At 71.0% G+C, this 25,097-nt stretch carries 22 protein-coding genes; 13 read left to right on the forward strand and 9 right to left on the reverse strand.

Going from position 1 to position 25,097, the window contains the following annotated elements; genetic code table 11:
* The first annotated feature begins 137 nt into the window (after positions 1 to 137).
* The 4 genes from ACFYNU_RS24965 to ACFYNU_RS24980 all read left to right on the forward strand — a co-directional run bounded on the left by ACFYNU_RS24965 (position 138) and on the right by ACFYNU_RS24980 (position 2,655).
* A complete protein-coding gene (locus ACFYNU_RS24965) occupies positions 138 to 299 on the forward strand; it encodes a DUF4177 domain-containing protein (RefSeq protein WP_023539689.1) in 162 nt (53 codons plus the stop codon).
* Positions 296 to 766, forward strand: coding sequence for a RidA family protein (locus ACFYNU_RS24970; protein ID WP_356588837.1), 471 nt, complete (start codon positions 296 to 298; stop codon positions 764 to 766). Before ACFYNU_RS24965 ends, ACFYNU_RS24970 begins: the two co-directional genes overlap by 4 nt.
* A gap of 117 nt (positions 767 to 883) precedes the next feature.
* Positions 884 to 1,810, forward strand: coding sequence for an NUDIX hydrolase (locus tag ACFYNU_RS24975; protein WP_356588835.1), 927 nt, complete (start codon positions 884 to 886; stop codon positions 1,808 to 1,810).
* Entirely contained in the window at positions 1,807 to 2,655 is an 849-nt protein-coding gene (locus ACFYNU_RS24980; RefSeq protein ID WP_356588833.1) for an MBL fold metallo-hydrolase, read from the forward strand. The genes ACFYNU_RS24975 and ACFYNU_RS24980 overlap by 4 nt, the downstream gene beginning before the upstream one ends.
* Positions 2,656 to 2,861: 206 nt before the next feature.
* Here ACFYNU_RS24980 and ACFYNU_RS24985 read toward each other — a convergent pair whose 3' ends face one another.
* Positions 2,862 to 3,536 (reverse strand): Crp/Fnr family transcriptional regulator, encoded by a 675-nt coding sequence (locus ACFYNU_RS24985; protein ID WP_023539685.1) that lies wholly within the window; start codon positions 3,534 to 3,536, stop codon positions 2,862 to 2,864.
* A 312-nt stretch (positions 3,537 to 3,848) separates the two neighbouring features.
* Here ACFYNU_RS24985 and nth point away from each other — a divergent pair, with 312 nt between their 5' ends.
* From nth to ACFYNU_RS25000, 3 genes are all read left to right on the forward strand, one after another.
* Positions 3,849 to 4,781 carry an endonuclease III gene (gene nth / locus ACFYNU_RS24990; RefSeq protein ID WP_356588830.1) on the forward strand — a complete coding sequence of 311 codons (933 nt, stop codon included), beginning with the start codon at positions 3,849 to 3,851 and terminating at the stop codon, positions 4,779 to 4,781.
* Between the two features lie 154 nt (positions 4,782 to 4,935).
* A complete protein-coding gene (locus ACFYNU_RS24995; RefSeq protein ID WP_356588828.1) occupies positions 4,936 to 5,718 on the forward strand; it encodes a CoA pyrophosphatase in 783 nt (260 codons plus the stop codon).
* 125 nt (positions 5,719 to 5,843) lie between these two features.
* Positions 5,844 to 7,043, forward strand: a complete 1,200-nt coding sequence (locus ACFYNU_RS25000) for a MarP family serine protease (RefSeq protein WP_356588826.1) — start codon at positions 5,844 to 5,846, stop codon at positions 7,041 to 7,043.
* Between the two features lie 141 nt (positions 7,044 to 7,184).
* Here ACFYNU_RS25000 and ACFYNU_RS25005 read toward each other — a convergent pair whose 3' ends face one another.
* The 6 genes from ACFYNU_RS25005 to ACFYNU_RS25030 all read right to left on the reverse strand — a co-directional run bounded on the left by ACFYNU_RS25005 (position 7,185) and on the right by ACFYNU_RS25030 (position 15,475).
* Positions 7,185 to 7,364: a hypothetical protein gene (locus tag ACFYNU_RS25005; RefSeq protein ID WP_242572208.1), complete on the reverse strand. Its 180-nt coding sequence runs from the start codon at positions 7,362 to 7,364 to the stop codon at positions 7,185 to 7,187.
* Between the two features lie 145 nt (positions 7,365 to 7,509).
* The gene (locus ACFYNU_RS25010) at positions 7,510 to 8,472 is read right to left on the reverse strand and encodes an alpha/beta hydrolase (RefSeq protein ID WP_356588824.1); all 963 of its coding nucleotides are present in this window, start codon (positions 8,470 to 8,472) and stop codon (positions 7,510 to 7,512) included.
* Complete coding sequence (locus ACFYNU_RS25015; protein ID WP_356588822.1) at positions 8,469 to 8,969, reverse strand: phage holin family protein; 501 nt, start codon at positions 8,967 to 8,969, stop codon at positions 8,469 to 8,471. Before ACFYNU_RS25015 ends, ACFYNU_RS25010 begins: the two co-directional genes overlap by 4 nt.
* Positions 8,970 to 9,079: 110 nt before the next feature.
* Positions 9,080 to 10,474 carry a Na+/H+ antiporter NhaA gene (nhaA, locus tag ACFYNU_RS25020; protein WP_356588820.1) on the reverse strand — a complete coding sequence of 465 codons (1,395 nt, stop codon included), beginning with the start codon at positions 10,472 to 10,474 and terminating at the stop codon, positions 9,080 to 9,082.
* A gap of 168 nt (positions 10,475 to 10,642) precedes the next feature.
* The gene (acs, locus tag ACFYNU_RS25025; RefSeq protein ID WP_356588818.1) at positions 10,643 to 12,598 is read right to left on the reverse strand and encodes an acetate--CoA ligase; all 1,956 of its coding nucleotides are present in this window, start codon (positions 12,596 to 12,598) and stop codon (positions 10,643 to 10,645) included.
* 237 nt (positions 12,599 to 12,835) lie between these two features.
* A complete protein-coding gene (locus tag ACFYNU_RS25030; RefSeq protein ID WP_356588816.1) occupies positions 12,836 to 15,475 on the reverse strand; it encodes a SulP family inorganic anion transporter in 2,640 nt (879 codons plus the stop codon).
* Between the two features lie 311 nt (positions 15,476 to 15,786).
* On the opposite strand from ACFYNU_RS25030, the gene ACFYNU_RS25035 reads away from it, so the two are divergent.
* On the forward strand, positions 15,787 to 17,193 hold the full coding sequence (locus ACFYNU_RS25035; RefSeq protein WP_356588814.1) for a hypothetical protein: 1,407 nt from the start codon (positions 15,787 to 15,789) through the stop codon (positions 17,191 to 17,193).
* A gap of 66 nt (positions 17,194 to 17,259) precedes the next feature.
* Here ACFYNU_RS25035 and ACFYNU_RS25040 read toward each other — a convergent pair whose 3' ends face one another.
* Entirely contained in the window at positions 17,260 to 18,246 is a 987-nt protein-coding gene (locus ACFYNU_RS25040) for an ATP-binding protein (protein ID WP_356588812.1), read from the reverse strand.
* A 102-nt stretch (positions 18,247 to 18,348) separates the two neighbouring features.
* On the opposite strand from ACFYNU_RS25040, the gene ACFYNU_RS25045 reads away from it, so the two are divergent.
* Positions 18,349 to 19,260 (forward strand): oxidoreductase, encoded by a 912-nt coding sequence (locus ACFYNU_RS25045; RefSeq protein ID WP_356588810.1) that lies wholly within the window; start codon positions 18,349 to 18,351, stop codon positions 19,258 to 19,260.
* A gap of 413 nt (positions 19,261 to 19,673) precedes the next feature.
* On the opposite strand, the gene ACFYNU_RS25050 is transcribed toward ACFYNU_RS25045, so the two are convergent.
* Positions 19,674 to 20,510 (reverse strand): HAD-IB family hydrolase, encoded by an 837-nt coding sequence (locus ACFYNU_RS25050; protein WP_356588808.1) that lies wholly within the window; start codon positions 20,508 to 20,510, stop codon positions 19,674 to 19,676.
* A 571-nt stretch (positions 20,511 to 21,081) separates the two neighbouring features.
* On the opposite strand from ACFYNU_RS25050, the gene ssd reads away from it, so the two are divergent.
* The 4 genes from ssd to ACFYNU_RS25070 are packed head-to-tail and all read left to right on the forward strand — an operon-like array spanning position 21,082 to position 25,083.
* Positions 21,082 to 22,197 (forward strand): septum site-determining protein Ssd, encoded by a 1,116-nt coding sequence (gene ssd / locus ACFYNU_RS25055; RefSeq protein WP_356588806.1) that lies wholly within the window; start codon positions 21,082 to 21,084, stop codon positions 22,195 to 22,197.
* Positions 22,194 to 23,375, forward strand: coding sequence for a TadA family conjugal transfer-associated ATPase (locus ACFYNU_RS25060; protein WP_388767285.1), 1,182 nt, complete (start codon positions 22,194 to 22,196; stop codon positions 23,373 to 23,375). The genes ssd and ACFYNU_RS25060 overlap by 4 nt, the downstream gene beginning before the upstream one ends.
* A gap of 56 nt (positions 23,376 to 23,431) precedes the next feature.
* Entirely contained in the window at positions 23,432 to 24,283 is an 852-nt protein-coding gene (locus ACFYNU_RS25065) for a type II secretion system F family protein (protein WP_356588804.1), read from the forward strand.
* Positions 24,280 to 25,083, forward strand: a complete 804-nt coding sequence (locus ACFYNU_RS25070; RefSeq protein ID WP_356588802.1) for a type II secretion system F family protein — start codon at positions 24,280 to 24,282, stop codon at positions 25,081 to 25,083. Before ACFYNU_RS25065 ends, ACFYNU_RS25070 begins: the two co-directional genes overlap by 4 nt.
* Positions 25,084 to 25,097: the final 14 nt, after the last annotated feature.

Raw genomic sequence — 25,097 nt, forward strand, 5'->3', positions numbered from 1 at the left:
TTCGAGCCTAACCAGTCGGGCCGCAGGCTACGCACGAGGTGGTCCACGGGCTCCGTACGAGATCCCGCACCCGCTCTGTTCGAGATCGTCCGCGGGCACCGTACGAGGTCGTCGCGCGGTGCCGATACAGTCGCCCCATGACGAAGTGGGAATACGCGACGGTGCCTCTTCTCGTGCACGCGACGAAGCAGATCCTGGACACCTGGGGCGAGGACGGCTGGGAACTGGTCCAGGTCATTCCGGGGCCGAACAACCCCGAGCAGCTGGTGGCCTATCTGAAGCGAGAGAAGTCCGCGTGAGCGGCGTGGTCGAGGCGGCTCTCGCCGAACTGGGGCTGACGGTTCCGCAGGTCGTACCGCCTCTGGCGGCGTATCAGCCGGCCGTGCGGACCGGTGTGTACGTGTACACCGCGGGGCAGCTCCCCATGGTGGACGGCAAGCTTCCGGTGACCGGCAAGGTCGGTGCCGAGGTGACGCCCGAGGAGGCCAAGGACCTCGCCCGTGTCTGCGCGCTGAACGCGCTGGCCGCCGTGAAGTCCGTCGTCGGTGACCTGGACCGCGTCGCGCGCGTGGTGAAGGTCACGGGGTTCGTCGCCTCCGCGTCGGACTTCACGGGCCAGCCCGCGGTGCTCAACGGGGCGAGCGAGCTGTTCGGTCAGGTCTTCGGCGACAAGGGTGTGCACGCGCGCAGCGCGGTGGGTGTCGCCGTCCTGCCGCTGGACGCCCCCGTCGAGATCGAGATCCAGGTGGAGCTGGTCGCGGACTGACATCCGTCCGCGCCCGGGGCGGCCTCGACGCCCCGGGCGGTCCCACGCCGTCCCGGGGTCGCCGGACCCCGGGAAGTGCCTCTCGAACATCGCCGGGCGAGCCCGTAGCATCCCGGCATGCCCAATGGTCAGTGGTTCCCGCCCGAGTGGTCCGGCCGCATCCGCGCGCTCGCCCAGGGCGAGCTGAGCGTCGCCCCCGCACGGCGGGCCGCGACCGTGATGCTGCTGCGTGACTCCACCGACGAGCGCACCGGGTCCGCAGGATCCGCCGGGCCCACTGAACCCGCCGGGCCCTATGTACATATGCTGCGCCGCCGTACCTCCATGGCCTTCGCCGGAGGCGCGTACGCCTACCCGGGCGGCGGCGTCGACCCGCGCGACGACGACCGGCTCGTCCGCTGGGCGGGGCCGGGGCGTGACGTGTGGGCCGGGCGGCTCGGCGTGGACTCCGCGTCCGCGCAGGCCATCGTCTGCGCGGCGGTGCGCGAGACGTACGAGGAGGCCGGGGTCCTGCTGGCCGGGGAGAGCGCCGAGACCGTCGTCGGCGACACCACGGGCGACGACTGGGAGGCCGACCGGGCCGCCCTGGTGGACCGTGAGCTGTCCTTCGCGGAGTTCTTGGACCGGCGCGGGCTGACACTGCGCAGCGATCTGCTGGGCGCGTGGACCCGGTGGATCACCCCGGAGTTCGAGCCGAAGCGGTACGACACCTGGTTCTTCGTGGCCGTGCTGCCGGCCGGGCAGCGTACGCGCAACGCTTCTACGGAGGCGGACCGCACGGTGTGGATCCGGCCCGCCGACGCGGCACTCGGATACGACAAGGGCGAGCTGCTGATGATGCCTCCGACCGTGGCGACCCTGCGCCAGCTCCAGCCGTACGGCTCCGCCGCCGAGGCGCTGGCCGCCTCCGTGGGGCGGGACCTCGCGCCCGTGCTGGCCAGGCCGAGGGTGGAGGGCGACGAGGTGGTGCTGGCCTGGCCGGGCCAGGAGGAGTTCACCAAGCGCGTGCCACTGCGCGTACCGCCGGGGGGCGAGGAGCGATGACGGACGCCGCCGCCCTGCCGGGACAGCCGCGCGGAGGCGTCTTCTCGGGCGCCGCCACGGCCCGCGCGGTCAACGTCCTCGCGCCCAACGCCTCCGCGATGACCCTGGACGGCACGAACACCTGGATCGTCTCCGAGCCGGACTCCGCGCTCGCCGTCGTGATCGATCCGGGCCCGCTCGACGAGGGGCATCTGCGGGCGGTCGTCGACACCGCCGAGCGGGCGGGCAAGCGCGTCGCGCTGACCCTTCTCACCCACGGCCACCCGGACCACGCGGAGGGCGCGGCGCGCTTCGCCGAGCTGACGCGTACGTCCGTACGGGCCCTGGACCCGGCCCTGCGCCTCGGTGACGAGGGGCTGGCGGCCGGTGACGTCGTCACCGAGGGCGGGCTGGAGCTGCGCGTCGTGGCGACCCCCGGGCACACCTCCGACTCGCTCTGCTTCCATCTGCCGGCCGACCGCGCGGTGCTGACGGGGGACACGATCCTCGGGCGCGGTACGACGATGGTGGCCCACCCGGACGGCAGGCTCGGCGACTACGTCGACTCGCTGCGGCGGCTGCGTTCGCTGACGGTCGACGACGGCGTCCATACGGTGCTGCCGGGCCACGGGCCCGTACTGGAGGACGCGCAGGGCGCGGTCGAGTACTACCTCGCGCACCGCGCGAGCCGTCTCGCGCAGGTCGAGACGGCTGTGGAGAACGGCTACCGCTCGGCGGCGGAGATCGTGGCGCATGTGTACGGAGGCAGCGGCGTGGACCGGTCCCTGTGGCCGGCGGCCGAGCTGTCGGTACGGGCGCAGCTGGAGTATCTGCGGGAGCACGGACTGATCTCCGGCGGCCCGTAGGACATCCCCCGGGCACCGGGCACCTTTGGACACCTCCGGGCAGCTCCGGAGGACTCCTGGGCATCGCTGGGGCGGGTCGCGGCGGCCTCGTGGCGGCATGCGGAAGGCCGCCCGGCTCTCGGGGAGCGGGGCGGCCTTCACGGAGTCGTACAGCGTCGTACAGTGCTTCGAGCGCCTGTACGAGTACGTCGGGGCGGGCCCCGGGGTCAGCGCGAGCGCTTCGCGAGACGTTCGACGTCCAGCAGGATCACCGCGCGTGCCTCCAGGCGCAGCCAGCCGCGCTGAGCGAAGTCCGCGAGCGCCTTGTTGACCGTCTCGCGGGACGCGCCGACCAGCTGGGCCAGCTCCTCCTGTGTGAGGTCGTGGACGACGTGGATGCCTTCCTCCGACTGCACGCCGAAGCGGCGCGACAGGTCGAGGAGTGCGCGGGCCACCCGGCCCGGTACGTCGGAGAAGACCAGGTCGGACATCTGGTCGTTCGTCTTGCGCAGGCGCCGGGCGACGGCGCGCAGCAGCGCGGTGGCCACCTCGGGGCGGGCGTTCAGCCAGGGCTGGAGGTCGCCGTGGCCCAGGCCGAGGAGCTTGACCTCGGTGAGAGCGCTGGCGGTGGCGGTGCGCGGGCCGGGGTCGAACAGCGACAGCTCGCCGATCAGTTCGCCGGGGCCGAGGACGGCCAGCATGTTCTCGCGGCCGTCGGGGGACGTGCGGTGCAGTTTGACCTTGCCCTCGGTGACCACGTAGAGGCGGTCGCCGGGGTCGCCTTCGTGGAACAGCGCGTCGCCACGGGCGAGCGTCGTCTCACTCATCGAGGCGCGGAGCTCCGCGGCCTGCTCGTCGTCGAGCGCCGCGAAGAGCGGGGCGCGTCGTAGAACGTCGTCCACGAAATCTCTCCTTGTCGACCTGCTCAGGGGACCGTCGGTCCCATGATGCCGGACGTGCTGCATGTTCAAGGGTGGCGCGGGCCGGCGGCGACTCTGTCTCCGTACCGGTCACCCGTTGTCGAAAACGTGCGATCAGTCACAAGTTTGACGTACAGCGGCCCCGGACCGTGCCCCGGGGCCCGATTCGGGTGGTGATCGGCCGGAGCCGGGGCGGATGTCAGTGCGGGGCTCTAGGCTGGCCGGGTGTCCAACTCGCCGGTGAGAGGGCAGGTCAAGGGAGCTCGAAGAGTGTCACCGAAGCAGAATTCCGCTGTGGGCGAACAGCCCTCCGCAAAGCCGAAGAAAGCCACAAAAGCAGCCAAGGCGAAGCCCGCGAGCGGCGAGGCCGGTCCCACCGCGTCCGCGTCCGCGCCTTCGTCCGCGCCCGCCTCCGCTTCCACGAGCGCCAAGCGGGCGAAGACCGCCAAGCCGGAGTCCAGGCTGGCGATGGTCCGCCGCGCCCGCCGGATCAACCGCGAGCTGGCCGACGTCTATCCGTACGCCCACCCGGAGCTGGACTTCCGCGACCCCTTCGAGCTGCTGGTCGCCACGGTCCTGTCCGCCCAGACGACGGACCTGCGCGTCAATCAGACGACGCCCGCGCTGTTCGCGAAGTATCCGACCCCGGAGGACATGGCCGCCGCCGTGCCCGAGGAGCTGGAGGAGGTCATCCGCCCCACCGGCTTCTTCCGGGCCAAGGCGAGGTCCCTCATAGGGCTGTCGACGGCGCTCCGGGACCGTTACGACGGTGAGGTGCCCGGCACGCTCAAGGACCTCGTGACGCTGCCCGGGGTGGGGCGAAAGACGGCAAATGTGGTGTTGGGCAATGCTTTCGGTGTCCCTGGTCTGACTGTCGACACCCACTTCGGCCGCCTGGTGCGCCGCTGGAAGTGGACCGACCAGGAGGACCCGGAGAAGGTCGAGGCGGAGATCGCCGAGATCTTCCCCAAGAGCGAGTGGACGATGCTCTCGCACCGGATCATCTTCCACGGACGCCGGGTCTGCCACTCCCGTAAGCCCGCTTGCGGTGCCTGCCCGATCGCGCACCTCTGCCCCTCCTACGGAGAGGGCGAGACGGACCCGGAGAAGGCGAAGAAGCTGCTCAAGTACGAGATGGGCGGCTATCCGGGACAGCGGCTCTCCCCGCCGCCGGACTATCCGGGCAAGCCCGCGCCGCCCCTCGGCACCCCCGCCGGGGCCGAATGAGCGCCGCCCGCGCGATGAGCGCGCGGCGGGCCGGAGCCGTATCACCGGACAGACCGAGGGTGCGGGTGAGCGGGCGAGTGCGAGAGGACGGGCTGCGGCACATGCGGCTGGAACGATCCGGGCGACAGCGGGCGTTGTTACGTGGGGGGTGCCGATGACACGGGCTGACACGCATGCCGCACGGACAGCGCGCACGACGCGTGCCGCGCGGACGCACGACGACGCCGCCCACGGCCGGGACGAGCGGGGGCACGACGCCCCCGTCACCACCGACGTCCCCGTCACCACCGATGGCCTGCCCGGCTGGCTGGACCCGGTGGTGCACGCCATGCGGACGGTGGCCCCGGAACAGCTGAGCCGCTTCCTGCCGCCCGAGAGCGGCGTCGGACGGCAGTCCGCCGTGCTCATCCTCTTCGGCGAGGGCGAGCGCGGTCCCGAGCTGCTCCTGATGGAGCGGGCCAGCACGCTGCGCTCGCACGCCGGCCAGGCAGCCTTCCCCGGTGGCGCCCTCGACCCCGAGGACGGCGATCCGGCGACGACCGGACCGCTGCGCGCCGCGCTGCGGGAGGCCGAGGAGGAGACCGGGCTCGACCCCGCCGGTGTCCAGCTCTTCGGCGTGCTGCCCCGCCTCTACATCCCGGTGAGCGAGTTCGTCGTGACCCCGGTGCTCGGCTGGTGGCACACCCCCACCCCGGTCGGCGCCGTCGATCTCGCGGAGACGGCCCGGGTCTTCGCCGTGCCCGTGGCGGATCTCACGGACCCGGCCAACCGCGTCATGGCCACGCACCCGAGCGGCGTCAACAGTCCCGCTTTCACGGTCGCTTCGGCGCTGGTGTGGGGCTTCACCGCAGGGGTGATCGACCGCATTCTGCACTTCTCGGGCTGGGAGCGCCCATGGGACCGCTCGAAGGAGGTCCCGCTCGACGGTCGCTCATGACAGGCTTGCGTCGTCACTGTGCCGATCGGGTGTTCGTGGTCGGCCGGTGACCGCGCCGCAGGTCCGGACCCCCACCCGACGGGGCGACGGGAGACGAATCAGCGAGGCTAGCGAGGCTATTGACAGTGAACGTGCTGGACATCCTGCTGCTGCTGGCCGCGGTGTGGTTCGCGATCGTGGGGTATCGCCAAGGCTTCGTCGTGGGCATCCTGTCGGTGATCGGCTTCCTCGGCGGCGGTCTCGTCGCGGTCTATCTGCTCCCGGTGATCTGGGACCAGATCACCGAGGAGGCCGAGGTCACGACGACGGCCACGGTCGTCGCCGTCGTCGTCGTGATCGTGTGCGCCTCCGTGGGCCAGGCCTTCACCACCCACCTCGGCAACAAGCTCCGCCGCTACATCACCTGGTCACCGGCGCGCGCCGTGGACGCCACGGGCGGCGCCCTGGTCAATGTCGTCGCGATGCTGCTGGTCGCCTGGCTGATCGGCTCCGCCCTGGCCGGGACCTCGCTGCCGACGCTCGGCAAGGAGGTCCGTAACTCGAAGGTGCTGCTCGGCGTCTCGCGGGTGATGCCCGGTCAGACGGCGACCTGGTTCACGGGCTTCTCGTCCGTCCTCGCGGAGAAGGGCTTCCCGCAGGTCTTCAGCCCGTTCGCCAACGAGCCGATCACCGCGGTCGACCCGCCGGACCCGGCGCTCGTCGGCAGCCCCGTCGCCGCCCGCGCGCAGCGCTCCATCGTCAAGGTGGTCGGTACGGCGCAGAGCTGCAGCAAGGTCCTCGAAGGCACCGGCTTCGTCTTCGCCGAGCGCCGCGTCATGACCAACGCGCATGTCGTGGGCGGCGTGGACGAGCCCACCGTCCAGATAGGCGGCGAGGGCCGGCTGTACGACGCGAAGGTCGTCCTCTACGACTGGGAGCGGGACATCGCCGTCCTGGACGTGCCCGACCTGCGCGCCCCGGCGCTCCAGTTCACCGACCGGGACGCGAACAGCGGCGACAGCGCGATCGTCGCCGGCTTCCCGGAGAACGGCGCGTACGACGTGCGCTCGGCGCGGGTTCGGGGCCGTATCGACGCCAACGGGCCGGACATCTACCGGCGCGGTGAGGTCCGGCGCGATGTCTACTCGCTCTTCGCGACCGTCCGGCAGGGCAATTCCGGCGGCCCGCTGCTCACCACCGACGGCAAGGTGTACGGCGTGATCTTCGCCCGCTCGCTGGACGACCCGGACACCGGCTACGCCCTGACGGCCGACGAGATCCGTGAGGACATCAAGCTGGGCCGCTCGGCCAACCAGCAGGTCGACAGCCAGGGATGCGCGCTGTAACCGTCACGCGGGCGGGGAGACGAGGACGGACCGGGCCAGGAGATCCTGGTCCGGCCCGGCTCCGTCCTCCGTTGTTCCCCTGCTCCGTTGCTCCCGTGCTCCGTCGGTCCGTTCGGTCCGGTCGATTCCTGTCCGCCGTGCCTAGCCGCGTGGATGCCGCAGCCGCGCCGAGACCCAACGGGCCCTTCGGCGGAGAATCAGTGGAATACCGAGTCGGAGATCATGGCCCTGATCTTCTGGGCCGCCCCTCTCGTGGGTGATCGGCACTGTGGCCGAGCGGCGGTTGCGTGCTGCGTCACCGTAGTCGTGCGTCCAGCCCATACACGGACGTTTGCCCGGGGCCCATGGTCGGTAATCGCCCCAACGTCGGCCAATTGGCCTATGCGTCAGGCAATTGGCTGTTCGTCGTACAAGTGTTCCTGAGGGTGCCTGTGGGAGGGTGCCGACCCGTCGAACACGGCGCTGATCAGCGGTCCGGCTCGGGGTCCTTCAGCCAGTTGATCAGCTCCGTGGAGAACGCCACCGGGTCCTCCTCATGCGGAAAATGGCCAAGACCGTCGAACAGCCGCCACCGGTAGGGCGCTTCGACATACTCGGCGGACCCGGCCGTACTGCGCGTACGCATCGCCGGATCGAGCGACCCGTGCAGCTGGAGTGTCGGCACCCGCACCGGACGCTTCATCCGCCGGTTGAACTGGATTCCGTCCGGCCGCGCCATCGACCGCACCATCCAGCGGTAGGGCTCGATCGAGCAGTGCGCCGTCGAGGGGATCGTCATCGCCCGCCGGTAGATGTCGACCGTCTTGTCGTCGGGCGGCTGCGGACCGGACCAGCCGCGGATCAGCTCACCCACCAACGCCCCCTCGTCGGCGACGAGCTGACGCTCCGGCACCCACGGCCGCTGGAAGCCCCAGATGTACGAGCCGGCCCGGCTCTGCGAGAAGTCCGACAGCATCGCGGAGCGCCAGCGGCGCGGGTGCGGCATCGACGACACGGCGAGCCTGCGCACCAGCTTCGGCCGCATCACCGCCGCCGTCCAGGCCAGATACCCGCCGAGGTCGTGCCCGACGAGCGCGGCGTCCGGCTCGCCGAGCGAGCGCACCACACCGGTGATGTCGAGCGCGAGGTTGGCGGGGTCGTAACCCCGGGGCGTACGGTCGCTGCCGCCCACGCCCCGCAGGTCCATCGCGACGGCCCGGTATCCGGCCTCGGCGAGCGCGGGCAGTTGGTGCCGCCAGGTCCACCAGAACTGCGGGAAGCCGTGCAGGAGCAGCACCAGCGGCCCGTCGCCCATCTCGGCGATATGGAAGCGGGCCCCGTTGGCGGCCACGTCCCGGTGCGTCCAGGGCCCGTCGAGTCGTACATCGGCCGCGACGGTCGCGCCAGGAATGCCGGAGGTCGTGCCGGAGCCGTTTTCGGGGGCGGTCATGCAGACGAGCGTGCCACAGTCTTGCCCGCCTCATGAACGGGGCGCGGATGAGGTTTGACCGTCTGGAGCACGGCCGCCGTCTCCTTGGCGGACGCGATGCTCTTCTCCGGCGGCTTGACCTTCTTGAACTTCCGCACGGCGAGCAGCGCCAGCAGGCCCGCGATGAGCAGAAACGCTCCTCCCACGATCAGGAACGACCACGCGAGCCCCAGGCCCCAGTTGTGGATCCCGTACGCGGCGGCGAAGCTCAGCACCGGCAGTGAGAAAAGCGCGAACACCGCCGCGATACCGATCGCGGCGCCGCCCGTCACGCCCCGCTTGACGTCCTGTCGCAGTTCGGCCTTGGCCAGCGCGATCTCGTCGTGCACCAGCGCGGACACCTCCGCCGTGGCGACGGAGACCAACTGCCCCAGGCTGCGGTCACCGTTGACCCGGACGGCTGGAACGGCGTCGACAGCATCGGTGGTGACGGCGGCATGGCTGCCGGGGTCGCTCATCGTGGACTCCCTCGTTTCGGCTGCGCTCTCGCGGATCTCGCAGATTTCGCGTTCTTCCGGCTCTGCGGCTTCAGATCATGCCGGAAGTCGGATCAATGTCGGATGTCAGATCATGCCGGACCGGCGCCGTCATCGCGCGTCGCCGCCGCGTGTTCCGCCAGCCGGCGGTGCTCGGCGGCCTTCGCCTCGTAGATCGCGGCCATTCTCAGGTGGTACGCCGGGTCGTCCTGCTCATAAATATCGGGAATGCCGGACAGGTCCTCGTCGCGCTCCTCGGAGTCGTACAGCGCCCGGTAGGTACGGACCCGTAGCCGCAGCAGTACGGCGGCGAGTACGGCGGCGATCACCGAACCCGTCAGGACGGCCGCCTTCACCTCGTCCGTCAGCCCCGGATCGCCGGTGAAGGCGAGTTCGCCGATCAGCAGCGAGACGGTGAAGCCGATACCGGCGAGTGTCGACACGGCGAGGATGTCCGGCCAGGCCAGATCCTCGTTCAGTTCCGCCCGGGTGAAGCGCGCGGCCAGCCAGGTGCCGCCGAAGATGCCGAGCGCCTTGCCGATGACGAGGCCCAGGACCACGCCCAGGGTCTCCGGCCGGGTGAAGACGTCGGCCAGCGCGCCGCCGCTGATCGAGACACCCGCCGAGAAGAGCGCGAACAGCGGCACGGCGAGACCGGCCGACAGCGGGCGGACGAGGTGTTCGATGTGCTCGCCGGGGGACTGCTTCTCGCCCTCGCGCTTGACGCAGCGGAGCATCAGGCCCATCGCGACGCCGGCGACGGTGGCGTGGACGCCGCTGTTGTACATCAGGCCCCAGATGACGAGCGCCAGCGGGACGTACACGTACCAGCCCCGTACCTCTTTCCTGAGGAGGAACCAGAACAGGGCGAGCGCCGCGAAGGCGCCGGCCAGGGCCGCGAAGTCGATGTCGCTGGTGAAGAAGATCGCGATGATCAGGATCGCGAAGAGATCGTCCACGACCGCGAGCGTGAGCAGGAAGGCGCGCAGCGCGGACGGCAGTGAGGTGCCGAGGACGGCGAGCACGGCGAGCGCGAAGGCGATGTCGGTGGCCGTGGGGACGGCCCAGCCGTCCGTGGATCCGCCGCCCACCACGTTGACCAGCACATAGACGAGAGCGGGCACGGCCATGCCGCAGAGCGCCGCGATCACGGGGAGGGCGGCGGCCTTCGGGTCGCGCAGCTCTCCGGCGACCAGCTCACGCTTCAGCTCGATGCCCGCGACGAAGAAGAAGATCGCGAGCAGTCCGTCGGCGGCCCAGTGCTGGACCGAGAGGTTCAGACCGAGCGAGGCCGGGCCCAGATGGAAGTCGCCGACGGTCGTGTAGCTCTCGCTCAACGGGGTGTTCGCCCAGATCAGCGCGGCGACGGCGGCCACGAGCAGCAGGACACCGCCGACCGTCTCGGTCCGCAGCGCGCTCGTGAGATACGTCCGCTCGGGCAGCGGGAGGCGTCCGAGAAAGGTGCGCGAGGGGCGCGGGCTGGCCACGAGAAGGTCCTCCGGTCGGTTCGGCGGGCATGACACATCACCTGCCGACCAGACTTCCCGGCACACCGTTGGATCCTTATTACATTATTGACGCGCCGCCCACTTTACAAAGAGGAGCCCCCGACGCGATACGGCGGGGGCTCCTGCTCCGTACATGTGCCCTTGCGGTCAGTCCTCGCTGGTCGCGCTGGGGAGCTGAGTCTGGATCAGATCCATGACCGAGGAGTCGGTGAGGGTGGTGACGTCACCGAGCTGACGGTTCTCCGCGACATCGCGCAGCAGCCGCCGCATGATCTTGCCCGACCGGGTCTTGGGCAGCTCGGCCACCGGCAGGATCCGCTTCGGCTTGGCGATGGGCCCCAGCGCCGAACTGACGTGGTTGCGCAGCTCGGCCACGAGACCGTCGTCCACCGACGCCGTACCGCGCAGGATGACGAAGGCGACGATCGCCTGACCGGTCGTCTCGTCCGCGGCGCCGACGACGGCCGCCTCGGCGACCTTCGGGTGCGAGACGAGCGCCGACTCGACCTCCGTGGTGGAGATGTTGTGGCCGGACACCAGCATCACGTCGTCGACCCGGCCCAGCAGCCAGATGTCGCCGTCGTCGTCCTTCTTGGCACCGTCGCCGGCGAAGTACTTGCCCTCGAAGCGCGACCAGTAGGTGTCGATGAACCGCTGGTCGTCGCCCCAGATGGTGCGGAGCATCGACGGCCACGGCTCGGTGAGGACGAGATATCCGCCGCCCCCGTTCGGCACCTCGTTGGCGTCGTCGTCCACGACGGTCGCCGAGATGCCGGGGAGCGCGCGCTGCGCGGAGCCGGGCTTCGCGGCGGTGACGCCGGGCAGCGGGGAGATCATCATGCCGCCGGTCTCGGTCTGCCACCAGGTGTCCACGACCGGGGTCTTGCCCGCGCCGATGTTCTGCCGGTACCAGATCCAGGCCTCGGGGTTGATCGGCTCGCCGACCGAGCCCAGGACGCGCAGCGACGTCAGATCGAACTTGGCGGGGATGTCGTCCCCCCACTTCATGAACGTGCGGATCGCCGTCGGCGCCGTGTAGAGGATCGTCACACCGTACTTCTGGACGATCTCCCAGAAGCGCCCCTGGTGCGGGGTGTCGGGCGTGCCCTCGTACATGACCTGCGTCGCGCCGTTGGCCAGCGGCCCGTACACGATGTACGAGTGGCCGGTCACCCAGCCGACATCGGCCGTGCACCAGTAGACGTCCGTCTCCGGCTTGAGGTCGAAGACCGCGTGGTGCGTGTACGCCACCTGGGTGAGATAGCCGCCCGAGGTGTGCAGGATGCCCTTGGGCTTACCCGTGGTGCCGGACGTGTACAGGATGAAGAGCGGGTGCTCGGCGTCGAACGCCTCCGGCGTGTGCTCGGCGGACTGGCGGTCCACGATGTCGTGCCACCACACGTCCCGGCCCTCGCTGAAGGCGGTGTCCTGGCCGGTGCGGCGGACCACCAGGACATGCTCGACCTGCGGACACCGGGCGACGGCGTCGTCGATCGCGGGCTTGAGCGCGCTCGGCTTGCCGCGCCGGTAGCCGCCGTCGGAGGTGATGACGAGCTTGGCGTCGGCGTCCTGGATACGGGAGGCCACGGCGTCGGCCGAGAAGCCGCCGAAGACCACGGAGTGCGCGGCGCCGATACGGGCGCACGCCAGCATCGCCACGGCCGTCTCGGGGATCATCGGCATATAGATGGCGACGCGGTCGCCCTTGCCCACACCCAGCTCGGTGAGCGCGTTCGCGGCCCGGGAGACCTCGTCCTTCAGCTCGGCGTAGGTGATGGAACGGCTGTCGCCGGGCTCGCCCTCGAAGTGGATGGCGACCCGGTCGCCGTTGCCCGCCTCGACGTGCCGGTCCACGCAGTTGTACGCGACGTTGAGCTTGCCGTCCGCGAACCACTTCGCGAAGGGCGGGTTCGACCAGTCGAGGGTCTCGGTCGGTTCGGTGGCCCAGGTGAGCCGCCGGGCCTGCTCGGCCCAGAAGCCAAGCCTGTCCGCCGCGGCCTGCTCGTACGCCTCCGCCGTCACGTTGGCGTGCGCGGCCAGCTCGGCCGGTGGCTCGAACCTCCGCTCTTCCTTGAGCAGGTTGGCCAGGCTTTCGTTGCTCACGACATCTCCCTTTCCCAGGGCGTCCTATGTGTCCCCGGGCCTAGCTCATCAGGCAGATGCCCGGGTGACAAGGGTCTTCAGGAAATTGGTTTAGACCTATGCGGCCGGACGTGCCCTCGGACACGCGACCGGACGTACGAGGGCGGTGACGGGTCGGCGTATGGGTAAGCGGCCCCGTTCCCCGGCTGTGGAGGGGAACGGGGCCACACATTCTCACGGATGCGACAGGCCGCCGGTTCAGGCGCGCGACTCCTCGAAAGCCGTCGGGGCCACGCGGTTGAACACCTTGTCGGTGCTGTCGGACTGCCCCTCGGGCCGTTCGTCGGGCTGTCCGTCGGCCGCGAGCAGATACGCCTGTGCCTCGCCGACATGGAAGTACATGCCGTGCAGTTCGAGTCTTCTCTCCGCCAGTGCCCGCGCCACCGAGGTGTGGGCGCGCAGATGCTCCAACTGCTGGACGACATTGGTCAGACAGAGCTGTTCGACCGCGTCGGTGGGCAGCCGCCCGGAGATCCTGGCCCACGCGTGGTCGCGGCTGCGCATCCGCTCCAGGCTGGGACGGCCGTGCCGGAGCCAGCGGCTGAGGGGGGAGGCCGGCGCGTCGTCGGGCGTGCTGCGGTGAGCGTTGCCGGACGTCCTGCCCGGTGCCTTGCCGGCTGTCCTGTCGGCTGTTCTGCCAGTTGTCCTGCCAGCTGTCCTGCCAGGTGTCTTTCCGCGTGTGCTGTCCGGTGCGTCGTCCGATGTGCTGAGGAGGGCCTGCATCGCGCCGCATCCCGAGTGCCCGCAGACGGTGATGGACTGCACCCGCAGGATGTCCACCGCGTACTCGATCGCCGCCGCCACCGAGTCGTCCTGCCCCTCGGCGCCCTCCTCCCCGGGAAGCGGGACCAGATTGCCGACATTGCGGACGGTGAACAGATCACCGGGACCGCTCGCCGTGATCATGCTCGTCACGAGGCGGGAGTCGGCGCAGGTGAGGAAGAGCTGGGAGGGCTGCTGGCCCTCGCGCGCCAGCCGTGCCAGCTCGCCCCGTACGAGCGGAGCCGTGTTGCGCTGGAACGAGCTCAGCCCACTGGCGAGTTGACCGCCCGGCACCCCGGCCGTCACCCGTACCTGATCCGTACCGCCGCCCTGCTCCGGTCCGGGCTGCTCGACCGGCTCGCCGCAGTGGTGGTTGCGCCACGGCGTCCACGGGCGGCAGCAGGTGCTCGACTGCGTCACCGGCTCGGCGGGCTCGGCGATACGGGCACCCGACCTGCCGGTGAACTCGACCGAGCCGCCCCGGGCGAGATGGGCGACCTGCCAGTCGTGCAGCGCCTCGTACGCCGCGTGGTCCATGAACGAGCCGTCCAACTCGACCACACAGGAACTGCCCTGCGGCACCTGGTGCAGCAGCCGGCTCAGCCGAGGAACGGCCAGGAACGTCAACTGCCCGCGCGCGTGCAGCCGGTGGACACCGGCCCGCTCGTCCAGGGTGATACGGGTCCGGGTGAGCCGGTGCAGCGCGACGGCGACCGCCAGGGCGATCCCGATCGCCACCCCCTCCAGGACACCGATGAAGACCACACCGGCCAGCGTCCCCACATAGACGAGCAGTTCGCGATTGCGCCGCACGCTGCGCATGTGCGTGATGTTGACCATCTGCATGCCGATCACCATCACCAGCGCGGCGAGCGCGGCCAGCGGGATCAGGTCGAACACGGGGACCAGGAAGAGCGCGGCGACGGCCACCCACAGCCCGTACAGCATCGTCGAGTGCCGACTGATGCCGCCCGCGGCCACATTGGTCGCGCTGCGGACGCCGCCGCCGGCGATCGGCAGTCCGCCGAGGGCACCGGACACGATGTTCGCGGCGCCCTGCCCGGACAGCTCCCGGTCGAGCCTGGCCCGCGGGATCTGCACGTCCGGGTCCTTGCGGGCGGCCACCAGCTTGTCCACGGCGACGGCCGAGAGCAGTGACTCGACACTGCCGACCAGGGTGACGGTCAGGACGGCGGCGAAGAGTCCGAGCACCGGCCCGTTCGGCGCCTCGGGCAGCACATGGCTGCTCCAGGAGGGCAGATCGACGCGGTCCAGACGCAGCCCCGCGAAGGTCGCCACGGCGGTCGCCGCCGCCACCGCCGCGAGCGCGGCGGGCACTCTGCGCGCGATCCGGCCCGTACGCCCCGGGATACGCGGCCAGGCGAACAGCACGACCACGGTCAGCGCGCTCACGGAGAGCGCGGCGGGCTGTAGGCGGGCCAACTGCGCCGGCAGCTCCTGGACATTGGCGACGGCGGAACTCTGCGGATTCCCACCGAGGACGATGTGCAGCTGGGCGAGCGCGATCGAGATGCCGATGGCGGCCAGCATGCCGTGCACGATCGCCGGGCTCACGGCGAGCGCGGTGCGGGCCACGCGCAGGGCGGAGAGACCCAGTTGGGCCACGCCCGCGAGCACCGTGATGGCGCAGGTGGTGCGCCAGCCGTACTGCTGGATCAGGCCGGCCGTGACGACGGTCAGACCTGTGGCGGGACCACTGACCTGGAGAGGTACGCCTCCGAGGCGGCCGACGACCAGACCGCCCACGGCCGCGGCGACGAGACCGGCCTGAAGAGGCGCGCCGGTGGCGAGCGCGATGCCGAGGGAGAGCGGCAGGGCGATCAGGAAGACCGAGATGGAGGCGGAGAGATCCGCCCCGGCGATCCGGAACTGCCGCCACCGGGCGGGCGGTCGGCCGTCGGGGGCGGTGGTCGGCGCGTTTTGCGGGCCACGTGATCTCTGCGAGTCATGTGATCCCTGCGGGCCGCGTGATTTCCGCGGGTTCCGTGGGTTTCGCGGGCTCTGCGGGTGCGGGCGGTCGGGCTGGTCTTCGCGGGTGGGGACGTCGGCAGACATGGTTCCCGTCTCCTCCGGGGCGACGCGGTCGCGGGGTTGGTGACGCGGCCGTGGGTCACGGCGTGCAGTGGCGGGACTGGATTTATCAACTCTCAGTAAATGGATCGTAATGGAGAGTAAAGATTGAGGCATGACTTTCCGGGCAAATGGTGCAAATATTCACCCTCAGTGGTGATTAGTCATTTTGTACGGCTTGTCATACCGGTTCCCCTCAGGTCCCAGTGCGACGTTGTCGGCGCTCGGCGCCGTACTCGGCGTTTCCGGCGTTTCGGCGCACTCAACGCACAGAACCTGAGGGAAGAGGTGGGCGGATGCTGGCCGCCAGAAAGAGGATCGCCTGCGGCGTGGCCGTGACGGCGCTGGCCGTGGGGCTCGCCGGATGCTCCGGGTCCGGTTCGCCGGGACCGAAGGACGGGACCAAGTCCGAGGAAGGCGCCCACGGCGCGAAGAAGGGGCCGGCCAAGAGCGCGGTGCGGCTCATCGGCGACGGTTCGACGGCGTACACCGGCGCCCAGCCCGGCGTCCTCAAGCCCGAACGTCTGAAGCCCGGTGAGAAGCCGCCGCAGTTCGTGGTGTTCTCCTGGGACGGCGCCGGCGAGGACAGCCAGAAGCTCTTCTCCCACTTCCGCGACGTCGGGAAGAAGTACGACGCGAGGATGACGTACTTCCTCAGCGGTGTGTATCTGCTGCCGGAGGACAAGTCCAAGCAGTACAGCCCGCCCCAACACGCCGCCGGGCGCTCGGACATCGGCTTCAACGACGCCGAGGGCATCAAGAACACCCTGCGCGAGCTGCGCGGCGCGTGGCAGGACGGCAACGAGATCGGCACCCACTTCAACGGGCACTTCTGCGGCGCTGACGGCGGGGTCGGCAACTGGTCCGTCGAGGAGTGGAAGAGCGAGATCAGCCAGGCCAAGGCGTTCGTCAAGAACTGGAAGAGCAACTCCGGTCTGACGGCCGAGGCCCCACTGCCCTTCGACTACGAGAAGGAACTGGTCGGCGCCCGCACCCCCTGCCTCGAAGGGCAGAAGAACATGATGCGGGCGGCGCGGACGATGGGCTTCCGCTACGACTCCAGCGGGGTCGGCAACCAGGTCTGGCCCAAGAAGACCGAGGGCATGTGGGACATCCCGCTCCAGCTCGTCCCGGTGCCCGGCCGGAAGTTCGAGACGCTCTCCATGGACTACAACTTCATGTTCAACCAGTCGAAGACGGTCAACGGCGACCCGTCCCAGCACGCGTACTGGGGCAACCAGATGCGTGACGGTCTGCTTCAGGCCTTCGACCGTGCCTACGACGGCAACCGCGCGCCGCTGATCATCGGCAACCACTTCGAGTCGTGGAACGGCGGCACGTACATGCGTGCCGTCGAGGAGACGATCAAGACCGTCTGTGTGAAGGACGGCGTGCGGTGCGTGACGTTCAAGGAACTCGCGGACTGGCTGGACGCGCAGGACCCCCAGACGCTGGAGCGGCTGCGGGAGCTGGGTGTCGGTCAGAAGCCCGCGACCGGCTGGCAGTCGTATCTGACGGCCCCCAAGGCGCCGGCCTCACCGGCGGTCCCGGCGGCTCCGAACATGGCGTCCGCGCCGGCCGCCGGTCCGGCGGACGGGCCCGCCGACGGCCCGGATGCCGGTCCGGACGCCGACCCGGATGCCGGTCAGGCGGCGGGTCCGGACTCGGGCTCCGTCTCCGAAGAGGACCCGGCCGCAAGGTGAGTTGAGCACTCGGCGGTACGGGCAGCGGCGCACGAGATCGCGGCGCCGCCCGTACCGCCGGCGCTCTCAGCTGGGCTGCGGAACGGCCGTGTCCTCGCGGAGCACGAAAGCCGGGTCGACCTGCGCGGCCAGGTCGGCGCCCGTCTTCGCATTGCCCCAGCTCTCGGCGTTCTTGAGATGGAAGTGCACCATCTGCCGCGTGTAGCGCTCCCAGTCCCGGTCCGCGTACGAGTCCTCCGCCGCGTCCTCCAGGACCTGGAGCGCCACCCGGTTCTCGGCCTCCAGCAGCTCGAAGGGGGCCGGGCGGCCCTTCTCCATGGACCGCACCCAATTGGAGTGCCCCACGGTCACGAGCAGATCGTCGCCCACCTCGTCCTGGAGGAAGTCCACGTCGTCCTGGGCCTGGACCTTGTTGCCGACGACGTTCAACGCGATGCCGAAGTCCCGTGCGTACTCCTTGTACTGGCGGTAGACGGACACCCCCTTACGCGTCGGCTCGACCACCAGGAACGTCATGTCGAACCGGGTGAACAGCCCCGACGCGAACGAGTCGGAGCCCGCCGTCATATCGACGACGACGTACTCGTCCGGGCCGTCAACGAGGTGGTTCAGGCACAGCTCGACCGCCCCGACCTTGGAGTGGTAGCAGGCCACCCCCAGGTCGGACTCGGTGAACGGCCCCGTGGCCATCAGCCGGATGTCGCCGTCGTCCAGCCGGACGGTACGGGCGCAGGCGTCGTACACCGGGTTGGACTCGCGGACCCGCAGGAGCTGGGAGCCCTCGCCCGGGGGCGTCGTCTTGATCATCGAATCGACGGACGTGATCCGCTGGTTGGTGCCCCGCAGATACTCCTTGATGAGCGGGAGATGCGCGCCCATCGCCGGCAGCGCGGCGGTCTGTGCCTCGTCGAGGCCGAGCGCGGCCCCGAGATGCTGGTTGATGTCGGCGTCCATCGCGATGACGGGGGCCTCGTTGGCGGTCAGATGGCGGATGAAGAGCGAGGCCAGCGTCGTCTTGCCGCTGCCGCCCTTACCCACGAAAGCGATCTTCATGTTCACCTAGCGTAGTGGTCCTGTTGCTGTGCGCTGTCACATCGGGTGAAGAAGACCACTCCAACGTGGGGCGTGCGCTATGGGCGCGTAGCCTTGCTACCTATGAGTACGACAGCTCCGAACGCTTCGTCCGCTCCGCGAGGGCACGACCCGCTCGCCACTCTGGGCGCCCTGCCGGGTGTCCCCGACGCGGTGGACTCGGTGCGCAAGGCGGTCGACCTCGTCTACGGGCACCGGGTGATGAGACGGCGCAGCAACGAGGTCACCTCGGAGGCCGCGCTGCGTGCCGCGCGGGGATCGGCGGCGCTCTCCGGCGCCGACTGGGCGCTGGAAGAGGTGCGCCGGCGCAGCGACTTCGGCGCCGCGGCCGACGCGCTGACGGTGGGAGCCGCACTGCGGCTGACGGCCGAGGCGGGGCAACTCCTCTCCATCTGGCGGCAGTCACCGGTGCGGGTGCTGGCCCGGCTGCATCTGGTCGCGGCCGGCGGCGCCGGAGCCGATACGGATACGGGTGGGGGAGCCGGCGGGCTCGCCGGGGAGACGATCGGGCGGCCGAGGCTGGCCGGTGAACCGGTCGTCGAGACCCCGGGGCCCGACAGTCCCAAGCCGCTGATCGAGGCGCCGCTGCCCGCCGCCGACGAGGTGGCCGGACGGCTGGACGGGCTCTCCGAGCTGGTGATCGCGGGGAGTTCGGCGCCCGCGCTCGTCACGGCCGCCGTGGTGCACGGCGAACTGCTGGCGCTGCGCCCCTTCGGCTCGTACAACGGCCTGGTGGCGCGGGCCGCCGAGCGGATCGTGCTGATCGGCAGCGGGCTCGACCCCAAGTCGATCTGTCCGTCCGAGGTCGGGCACGCGGAGCTGGGGCGCGCCGCGTACGTGGCGGCGTTCGACGGCTATCTGTCGGGTACGCCGGGCGGGATGGCGGCGTGGATCACGCACTGCGGGCGCGCGGTCGAGCTGGGCGTCCGGGAGTCGACGGCCGTGTGCGAGGCGCTCCAGCGCGGCGCGGCCTAAGCCCGTCCGGCCCGTCCCGTCGGCCCGTCCGCCGGGCCTGTCCGTCGGGGCAGGCCTCGGGCGGCCGGGGAGCAGAAATGCGGCGGCACCCTGAGGTACCGCCGCTGGCACGTCCGCCGAGTTACCAAGCGTCCTCGTAATTTGCCCATCAGGTCGGGAACTTGGCCCGTCACCTGGTGCGGCTGGCCCGTATTCGACGGGTCGACGTCGCGTGGGTACTCGGTTTTCATGCTCGGTCCGTGGGGCCTGAGTGCGTTGAAAGGTCATCCTCTCGGATGTCCTTGGTCTCGCGGGCCGTTGATTCCTTTGTACTCCTGTCCGTGGAGAAGCGAAAGACCTCGCTCCGCGACTTTACTTTTAGGTTCAAATACGGACGTATTGCTCAGTTATGGCCGATGCGGCCGGTACGTGGCTCACGCGGAGGCCGCCTGGCGCCGCCGACTCGCGAACCAGACCAGTCCCGCCGTGGCCGCCGCCGCGCCCACCGCTGCCGCCGCGACGAGCGCCGGCCGTGGCGGCATGGAGAAGGCGGGCAGTCGCTGCTTGAGCCGGACCGGCCGGTTGAAGACGAGAATCGGCCAATCGCGGGCCATCGCCTCACGCCGCAGCCCACGGTCGGGGTTGACCGCGTACGGGTGGCCGACCGACTGGAGCATCGGCAGGTCGGTGACGGAGTCGCTGTACGCGTAACAGCGGTCCAGGTCGTATCCCTCGGACGCGGCGAGCGCCTTGACCGCCTCGGCCTTGGTCGGCCCGTACGCGTAGTACTCGATCTCACCCGTGAAGCATCCGTCGGCGCCGACGACCATACGGGTCGCCACGACCCGGTCGGCGCCCAGGAGTTCACCGATCGGCTCGACGACCTCCGCGCCCGACGTGGAGACGATCACCACGTCGCGTCCCGCAGTGTGGTGGTCCTCGATGAGGGAGGCGGCCTCGTCGTAGATGATCGGGTCGATGAGATCGTGCAGCGTCTCGGCGACGATCTCCTTGACCTGCTGGACGTTCCAGCCCTTGCAGAGCGCGGAGAGGTACTCGCGCATGCGCTCCATCTGGTCGTGATCGGCGCCGCCGGCGAGAAAGACGAACTGCGTGTATGCCGTGCGCAGTACGGCTCGGCGGTTGATCAGTCCGCCTTGATAGAAGGACTTGCTGAAGGTCAACGTCGACGACTTCGCAATGACCGTCTTGTCCAGGTCAAAGAAGGCCGCTGTGCGGGGCAAGGAGTGGTTTTCCACGATGCCGAGCATAGGCGCCCACCATTCGGCGTAAGGTACGGCGCGTGGGTTTGCCTGAGAAGGCTCTCGGGTACACCATGGAAGTCACGGATCGTTCGCGACCGTGCTCACCTGGTCCGGCTCCTCCCCCCCCCGAGTCGGTCTGGGGGACGACCCCCGCTCTCCCCCCCGGCGGGGGTCGTCGCATGTCCGGACGCGTTTCCGATGCGCGGGCAGCAGACATCCCCACACTCCCTCCCCTCGTCGCGCCTCGCGTGCGCGGATCTGACGTGCACTCTACCCGTCACTGTGCGTAGTTGTCGGGGTGCTCTCGGAAGTCACCGGTATGAGCTACGGAGATATTCACAACCGGTGAGTTGTCCACAGCTTTTGAGCAAGATCCACACGTTTTTTCCGCGCGGTGCACGGTGATTTCCCACCGCGAAAGTTCGCGGTAGCCGGAATCACAGATGCCGGATCACCACGAGATCGCTGAGAGCCCACTGAGTGGATGCCCTTCGGGTGTCCGCGCCGGATGTGGGTGAGCGCCTTCGGCGCGGCTGCGTACGTCGATCCGGGATCGCGGGAATAGGGGGTGGAGTAAATGGCTGGATTCAGGATGTCCGACCGCTCGCCGGTCGCCGAAGGGCACCGGCCCGGACCGCTGATCGTGACCGAGGATGTCGACCTGCTCGACGATCTGCTGAGGCTGTGCGCCGCCGCGGGCGCCGAGCCGGAGGTGCACCACTCCGTGCCCGAGCGGCGGGGCGGCTGGGAGTCCGCACCGCTGGTGCTGGTGGGTGATGACGCGGCCGTACGGTGCCGGTCCGCCGCCCGCCGTCCAGGGGTCCTGCTCGTCGGCCGTGACCAGGACGACCCGGACGTATGGCGGCGGGCCGTCGAGATCGGCGCCGACTCGGTGCTGCGGCTGCCCGACGCCGAGAGCTGGCTCGTCGACCGGATCGCCGACGTCGCGGAGGGTGTGGGACGCCCGGCGCTCACCGTCGGGGTGATCGGCGGCAGGGGCGGGGCCGGGGCCTCGACGCTGGCCTGCGCGCTGGCGGTCACGGCGGCTCGCCAGGGCCTGCGCACGATGCTCATCGACGGCGATCCGCTCGGCGGCGGGCTCGACGTGCTGCTCGGCGGTGAACGCGCGAAGGGCCGCCGATGGCCGGATTTCGCCGCCTCCAAAGGGCGGGTGGCGGGCGGCGCGCTGGAGGAGTCGCTGCCCCGGCTGCACGATCTGCGCCTGCTCAGCTGGGACCGGGGTGACTCCGTGCTGGTGCCCCCGACCGCCATGCGGTCCGTCCTGGCGGCGGCCCGCAGACGGGGCGGCGTCGTGGTCGTGGATCTTCCGCGCCGCGTCGACGAGCCCGTGGCGGAGGCGCTGGCGCAGCTGGACGTCGGCCTGCTGGTGGTGCCGGGGGAGCTGCGGGCCGTCGCGGCTGCCGGTCGGGTGGCGTCCTTGATGAGCATGGTGCTGCCGGATCTGCGGGCGGTGGTCCGCGGTCCGTACGCGACGGGGCTGGACGACCAATGGGTGGCGGATGCGCTGCGGCTGCCGCTCGTCGGTGAACTTCCCGTGGAGCCGGGTCTGTTGGCAGACCAGGACACCGGGTCGCCACCGGGGGCGAGCGCGCGCGGTCCACTGGCGCGGTTCTGCTCCGCGTTCTGGGAGCGGGCGCTCGCGGGCGCCGGGGACGGGAGCGTGGCCGCGTGAGCGCCGTGGCGCGCGCCAGGGGCGCGCAGGTCGGTGGGGCGCTCCTGGACGCCGTACGAGCGCGTCTGGCGGAGAGCGGGGCCGAGCCGACCCCCGCGCGTGTGGCGGCGGCTCTGAGGGCCCAGGGGAGGCTCCTGGGGGATACGGAAGTGCTCGGCGCCGCCGAGGAGTTGAGATGCGAGCTGGTCGGGACGGGGCCGCTGGAGCCGCTGCTGGCCGATCCGTCCGTGACCGACGTGCTGGTCTCGGGGCCCGACCGGGTCTGGGTGGACCGGGGCGGCGGGCTGGAGTTGACGCGGGTGTCGTTCGCCGATGCCGCCGCCGTGAGGAGGCTGGCGCAGCGGCTGGCCGCCGTGGCGGGACGGCGGCTGGACGACGCGCGTCCCTGGGTGGACGCACGGCTGCCCGATGGGACACGCATGCATGCCGTGCTGCCCCCGGTGGCCGTCGGATCGACCTGTCTGTCGCTGCGCGTCGTACGTCCCCGGGCGTTCTCCCCGGCGGAGCTGACCGCCGCGGGGACGGTGCCGCCGGGTGGCGAACGGCTGCTGCGGGCGCTGATCGAGGCCCGGGTGTCGTTCCTCATCAGCGGCGGTACCGGCAGTGGAAAGACAACGCTCTTGAGCACGCTGCTCGGACTGGTGGGGGAGCGCGAGCGGATCGTACTGGCCGAGGACTCGGCGGAGTTGCGGCCCGACCACCCGCATGTGGTCCGGCTGGAGGCGCGGCCCGCGAACCAGGAAGGCGCGGGCGAGGTGACTCTGGAGGACCTGGTGCGGCAGGCCCTTCGGATGCGGCCCGACCGGCTGGTGGTCGGGGAGGTGCGGGGAGCCGAGGTGACCACTCTCCTGGCCGCGTTGAACACGGGCCACGAGGGCGGCTGCGGGACGGTCCACGCGAACACCGCCGCCGATGTGCCCGCGCGGCTGGAGGCCCTCGGGACGGCCGCCGGACTCGACCGGGCCGCTCTGCACAGCCAGTTGGCGGCGGCGCTGTCGGTCGTGATCCATCTCGTACGGGACCGGACCGGGCGGCGTCGTATCGCCGAGGTGCATGTGCTGGAGCGGGACGCGGCCGGGCTGGTGGTGCCGGTGCCCGCGCTGCGCTGGGGCGCGGAGGGCTTCGCGTACGAGCGGGGCTGGCCGAGGCTGCGGACGCTGATCGGGGGTGCGCTGTGACGGCGGCGCATCTTCCGCTCCCGCTCCCGCTCCCTCTCCCGATCCCGGTGCCGCTGATGCTGTTCGGCGCGACGGTGTCCGCGGCGGCGGGGATCTGGGGGTTGGTGGAGCGGAGGCGGGCATCGCGGCGGGCGGAGTTTCTGTTCGGCGCCGGCAGCGGCGGCAGTGGCAGTGGCAGGGCCGGGTCTGCGGCGAAGGCGGTCCGCGAGCGGCTGACGGAGCTGGGGAAGGAGTGGCTCTGTCTGCCCCTCGCCGTGCTGCTCGCCCTGTGGGGGCAGTCGGTGCTGCCGCTGGTCGCCGGCGCCGTGGCGGTGCCGCTCGTGAGGCGGCGGCTGCGGGCGGGAGAGCGCCGGCGCGCGGCGGAGCGCCGGGAAGAGGCCGTCCGGGGCCTGTGCGACGTGCTGGTCGGGGAGTTGAGAGCCGGGGCGCAACCGGCCGAGGCGCTCACAACGGCCGTACGGGCCCTCGGCGGGGACCGGAGCGGCCCGGAACTCGCCCCGGTGGTCGCGGCGGCCCGCTTCGGCGGCGATGTCCCCGACGCCCTGCGCGAGGCCGCCCGGCAACCGGGCGCGGAAGGGCTCGTCGGAGTCGCGGCCTGCTGGCGGGTCGCGGTGGACGGCGGAGCCGGGCTGGCCGCCGGTCTCGACCGGCTGCGTGCCGCGCTGAGGGCGCAGCGGGACCAACGGGAATCCCTGCGGGCCCAGTTGGCGGGGGCGAGGTCCACGGTCGTGGTGCTGGCCCTCCTGCCCGTGGTGGGACTGGCGATGGGCTGGGCCATGGGCGCCGACCCGATCGGCGTGCTGCTCCACACCCCCGCGGGTCTGGGCTGTCTGGTGGTCGGCGGGCTGCTGGAGGCGATCGGCCTCTGGTGGGCCGGTCGGATCGTCAGGGGCGGGAGCGCGTCATGAACGGGTGGCTCACACGAGAGGACTTCGTCCACAGCGTGTGGATGGCCGCCGCACCGCTGGCGGCGGCGGTGGCCGTGGTCCTCGCGTGGTCGGTGTGGCGGCGTGAACGGGCCGCGCGCGGACGGATGGCGGCGCTGCTGGCCGTGGACGCGGCGCCCGTCCGGCGGCGAGCGCGCCCGCAATGGGGTGTGTGGCTCCGGCGGTTGGGTCCGCCACTGAGCGCCTGGTGCCTCGGCTGGACCCTGATCGGCGGGACGGCCGGGCTGGTGGTGGGGCTCGCCGGGGCGTACGGAGTCGAGCGCTGGCTGCGTACGCGTAAGCCGGGCCACGGCGCGGGCGCGGACGAGGCCATGGCCGAGGCCGCGAGGCAACTGCCGCTGGCCGCCGATCTGCTGGCCGCCTGTGTCTCGGCCGGGGCGGGTCCGCGCGAGGCGGCACGGGCGGTGGGGGAGTCCCTGGGCGGACCGCTCGGCGACCGCCTGGTCAGTACGGCGGCGGCGCTGCGGCTCGGGGGTGAACCGGTCGGGACGTGGAGGCGGTTCGGCGAGATACCGGGCGCCGAGGAGCTGGCCCGCTGTCTGGAGCGGGCCGGATCCACGGGGGCGCCGGCGGCGGAGCCGGTCTCCCGGCTGGCCGACGACCTCAGGGCGGAACGGGCCCGTCGGGCCCAGGCCGGCGCGGGCCGGGCCCAGGTGCTGATCACCGCTCCGGTGGGGCTGTGCTTCCTGCCCGCCTTTCTGGCGGTGGGCGTGGCCCCGGTGGTGATCGGCCTGGCGACCGGGCTGCTGCGGGGCAACTGAGCCGCCGCGATCGG

Origin of the sequence: Streptomyces sp. NPDC006643 (assembly GCF_042870175.1) — a bacterium.
GTDB lineage: Bacteria > Actinomycetota > Actinomycetes > Streptomycetales > Streptomycetaceae > Streptomyces.

Bases quoted from the DNA above. Each gene is read 5' to 3' on its own strand.
- ACFYNU_RS24965 (WP_023539689.1), top strand. From the start codon at position 138: ATGACGAAGTGGGAATACGCGACGGTGCCTCTTCTCGTGCACGCGACG.
- ACFYNU_RS24975 (WP_356588835.1), top strand. From the start codon at position 884: ATGCCCAATGGTCAGTGGTTCCCGCCCGAGTGGTCCGGCCGCATCCGC.
- ACFYNU_RS24980 (WP_356588833.1), top strand. From the start codon at position 1,807: ATGACGGACGCCGCCGCCCTGCCGGGACAGCCGCGCGGAGGCGTCTTC.
- ACFYNU_RS24995 (WP_356588828.1), top strand. From the start codon at position 4,936: ATGACACGGGCTGACACGCATGCCGCACGGACAGCGCGCACGACGCGT.
- ACFYNU_RS25005 (WP_242572208.1), bottom strand. From the start codon at position 7,364: ATGGGCTGGACGCACGACTACGGTGACGCAGCACGCAACCGCCGCTCG.
- ACFYNU_RS25010 (WP_356588824.1), bottom strand. From the start codon at position 8,472: ATGACCGCCCCCGAAAACGGCTCCGGCACGACCTCCGGCATTCCTGGC.
- ACFYNU_RS25015 (WP_356588822.1), bottom strand. From the start codon at position 8,969: ATGAGCGACCCCGGCAGCCATGCCGCCGTCACCACCGATGCTGTCGAC.
- ACFYNU_RS25030 (WP_356588816.1), bottom strand. From the start codon at position 15,475: ATGTCTGCCGACGTCCCCACCCGCGAAGACCAGCCCGACCGCCCGCAC.
- ACFYNU_RS25035 (WP_356588814.1), top strand. From the start codon at position 15,787: ATGCTGGCCGCCAGAAAGAGGATCGCCTGCGGCGTGGCCGTGACGGCG.
- ACFYNU_RS25040 (WP_356588812.1), bottom strand. From the start codon at position 18,246: ATGAAGATCGCTTTCGTGGGTAAGGGCGGCAGCGGCAAGACGACGCTG.
- ACFYNU_RS25045 (WP_356588810.1), top strand. From the start codon at position 18,349: ATGAGTACGACAGCTCCGAACGCTTCGTCCGCTCCGCGAGGGCACGAC.
- ACFYNU_RS25050 (WP_356588808.1), bottom strand. From the start codon at position 20,510: ATGCTCGGCATCGTGGAAAACCACTCCTTGCCCCGCACAGCGGCCTTC.
- ssd (WP_356588806.1), top strand. From the start codon at position 21,082: ATGGCTGGATTCAGGATGTCCGACCGCTCGCCGGTCGCCGAAGGGCAC.
- ACFYNU_RS25065 (WP_356588804.1), top strand. From the start codon at position 23,432: ATGCTGTTCGGCGCGACGGTGTCCGCGGCGGCGGGGATCTGGGGGTTG.
- ACFYNU_RS25070 (WP_356588802.1), top strand. From the start codon at position 24,280: ATGAACGGGTGGCTCACACGAGAGGACTTCGTCCACAGCGTGTGGATG.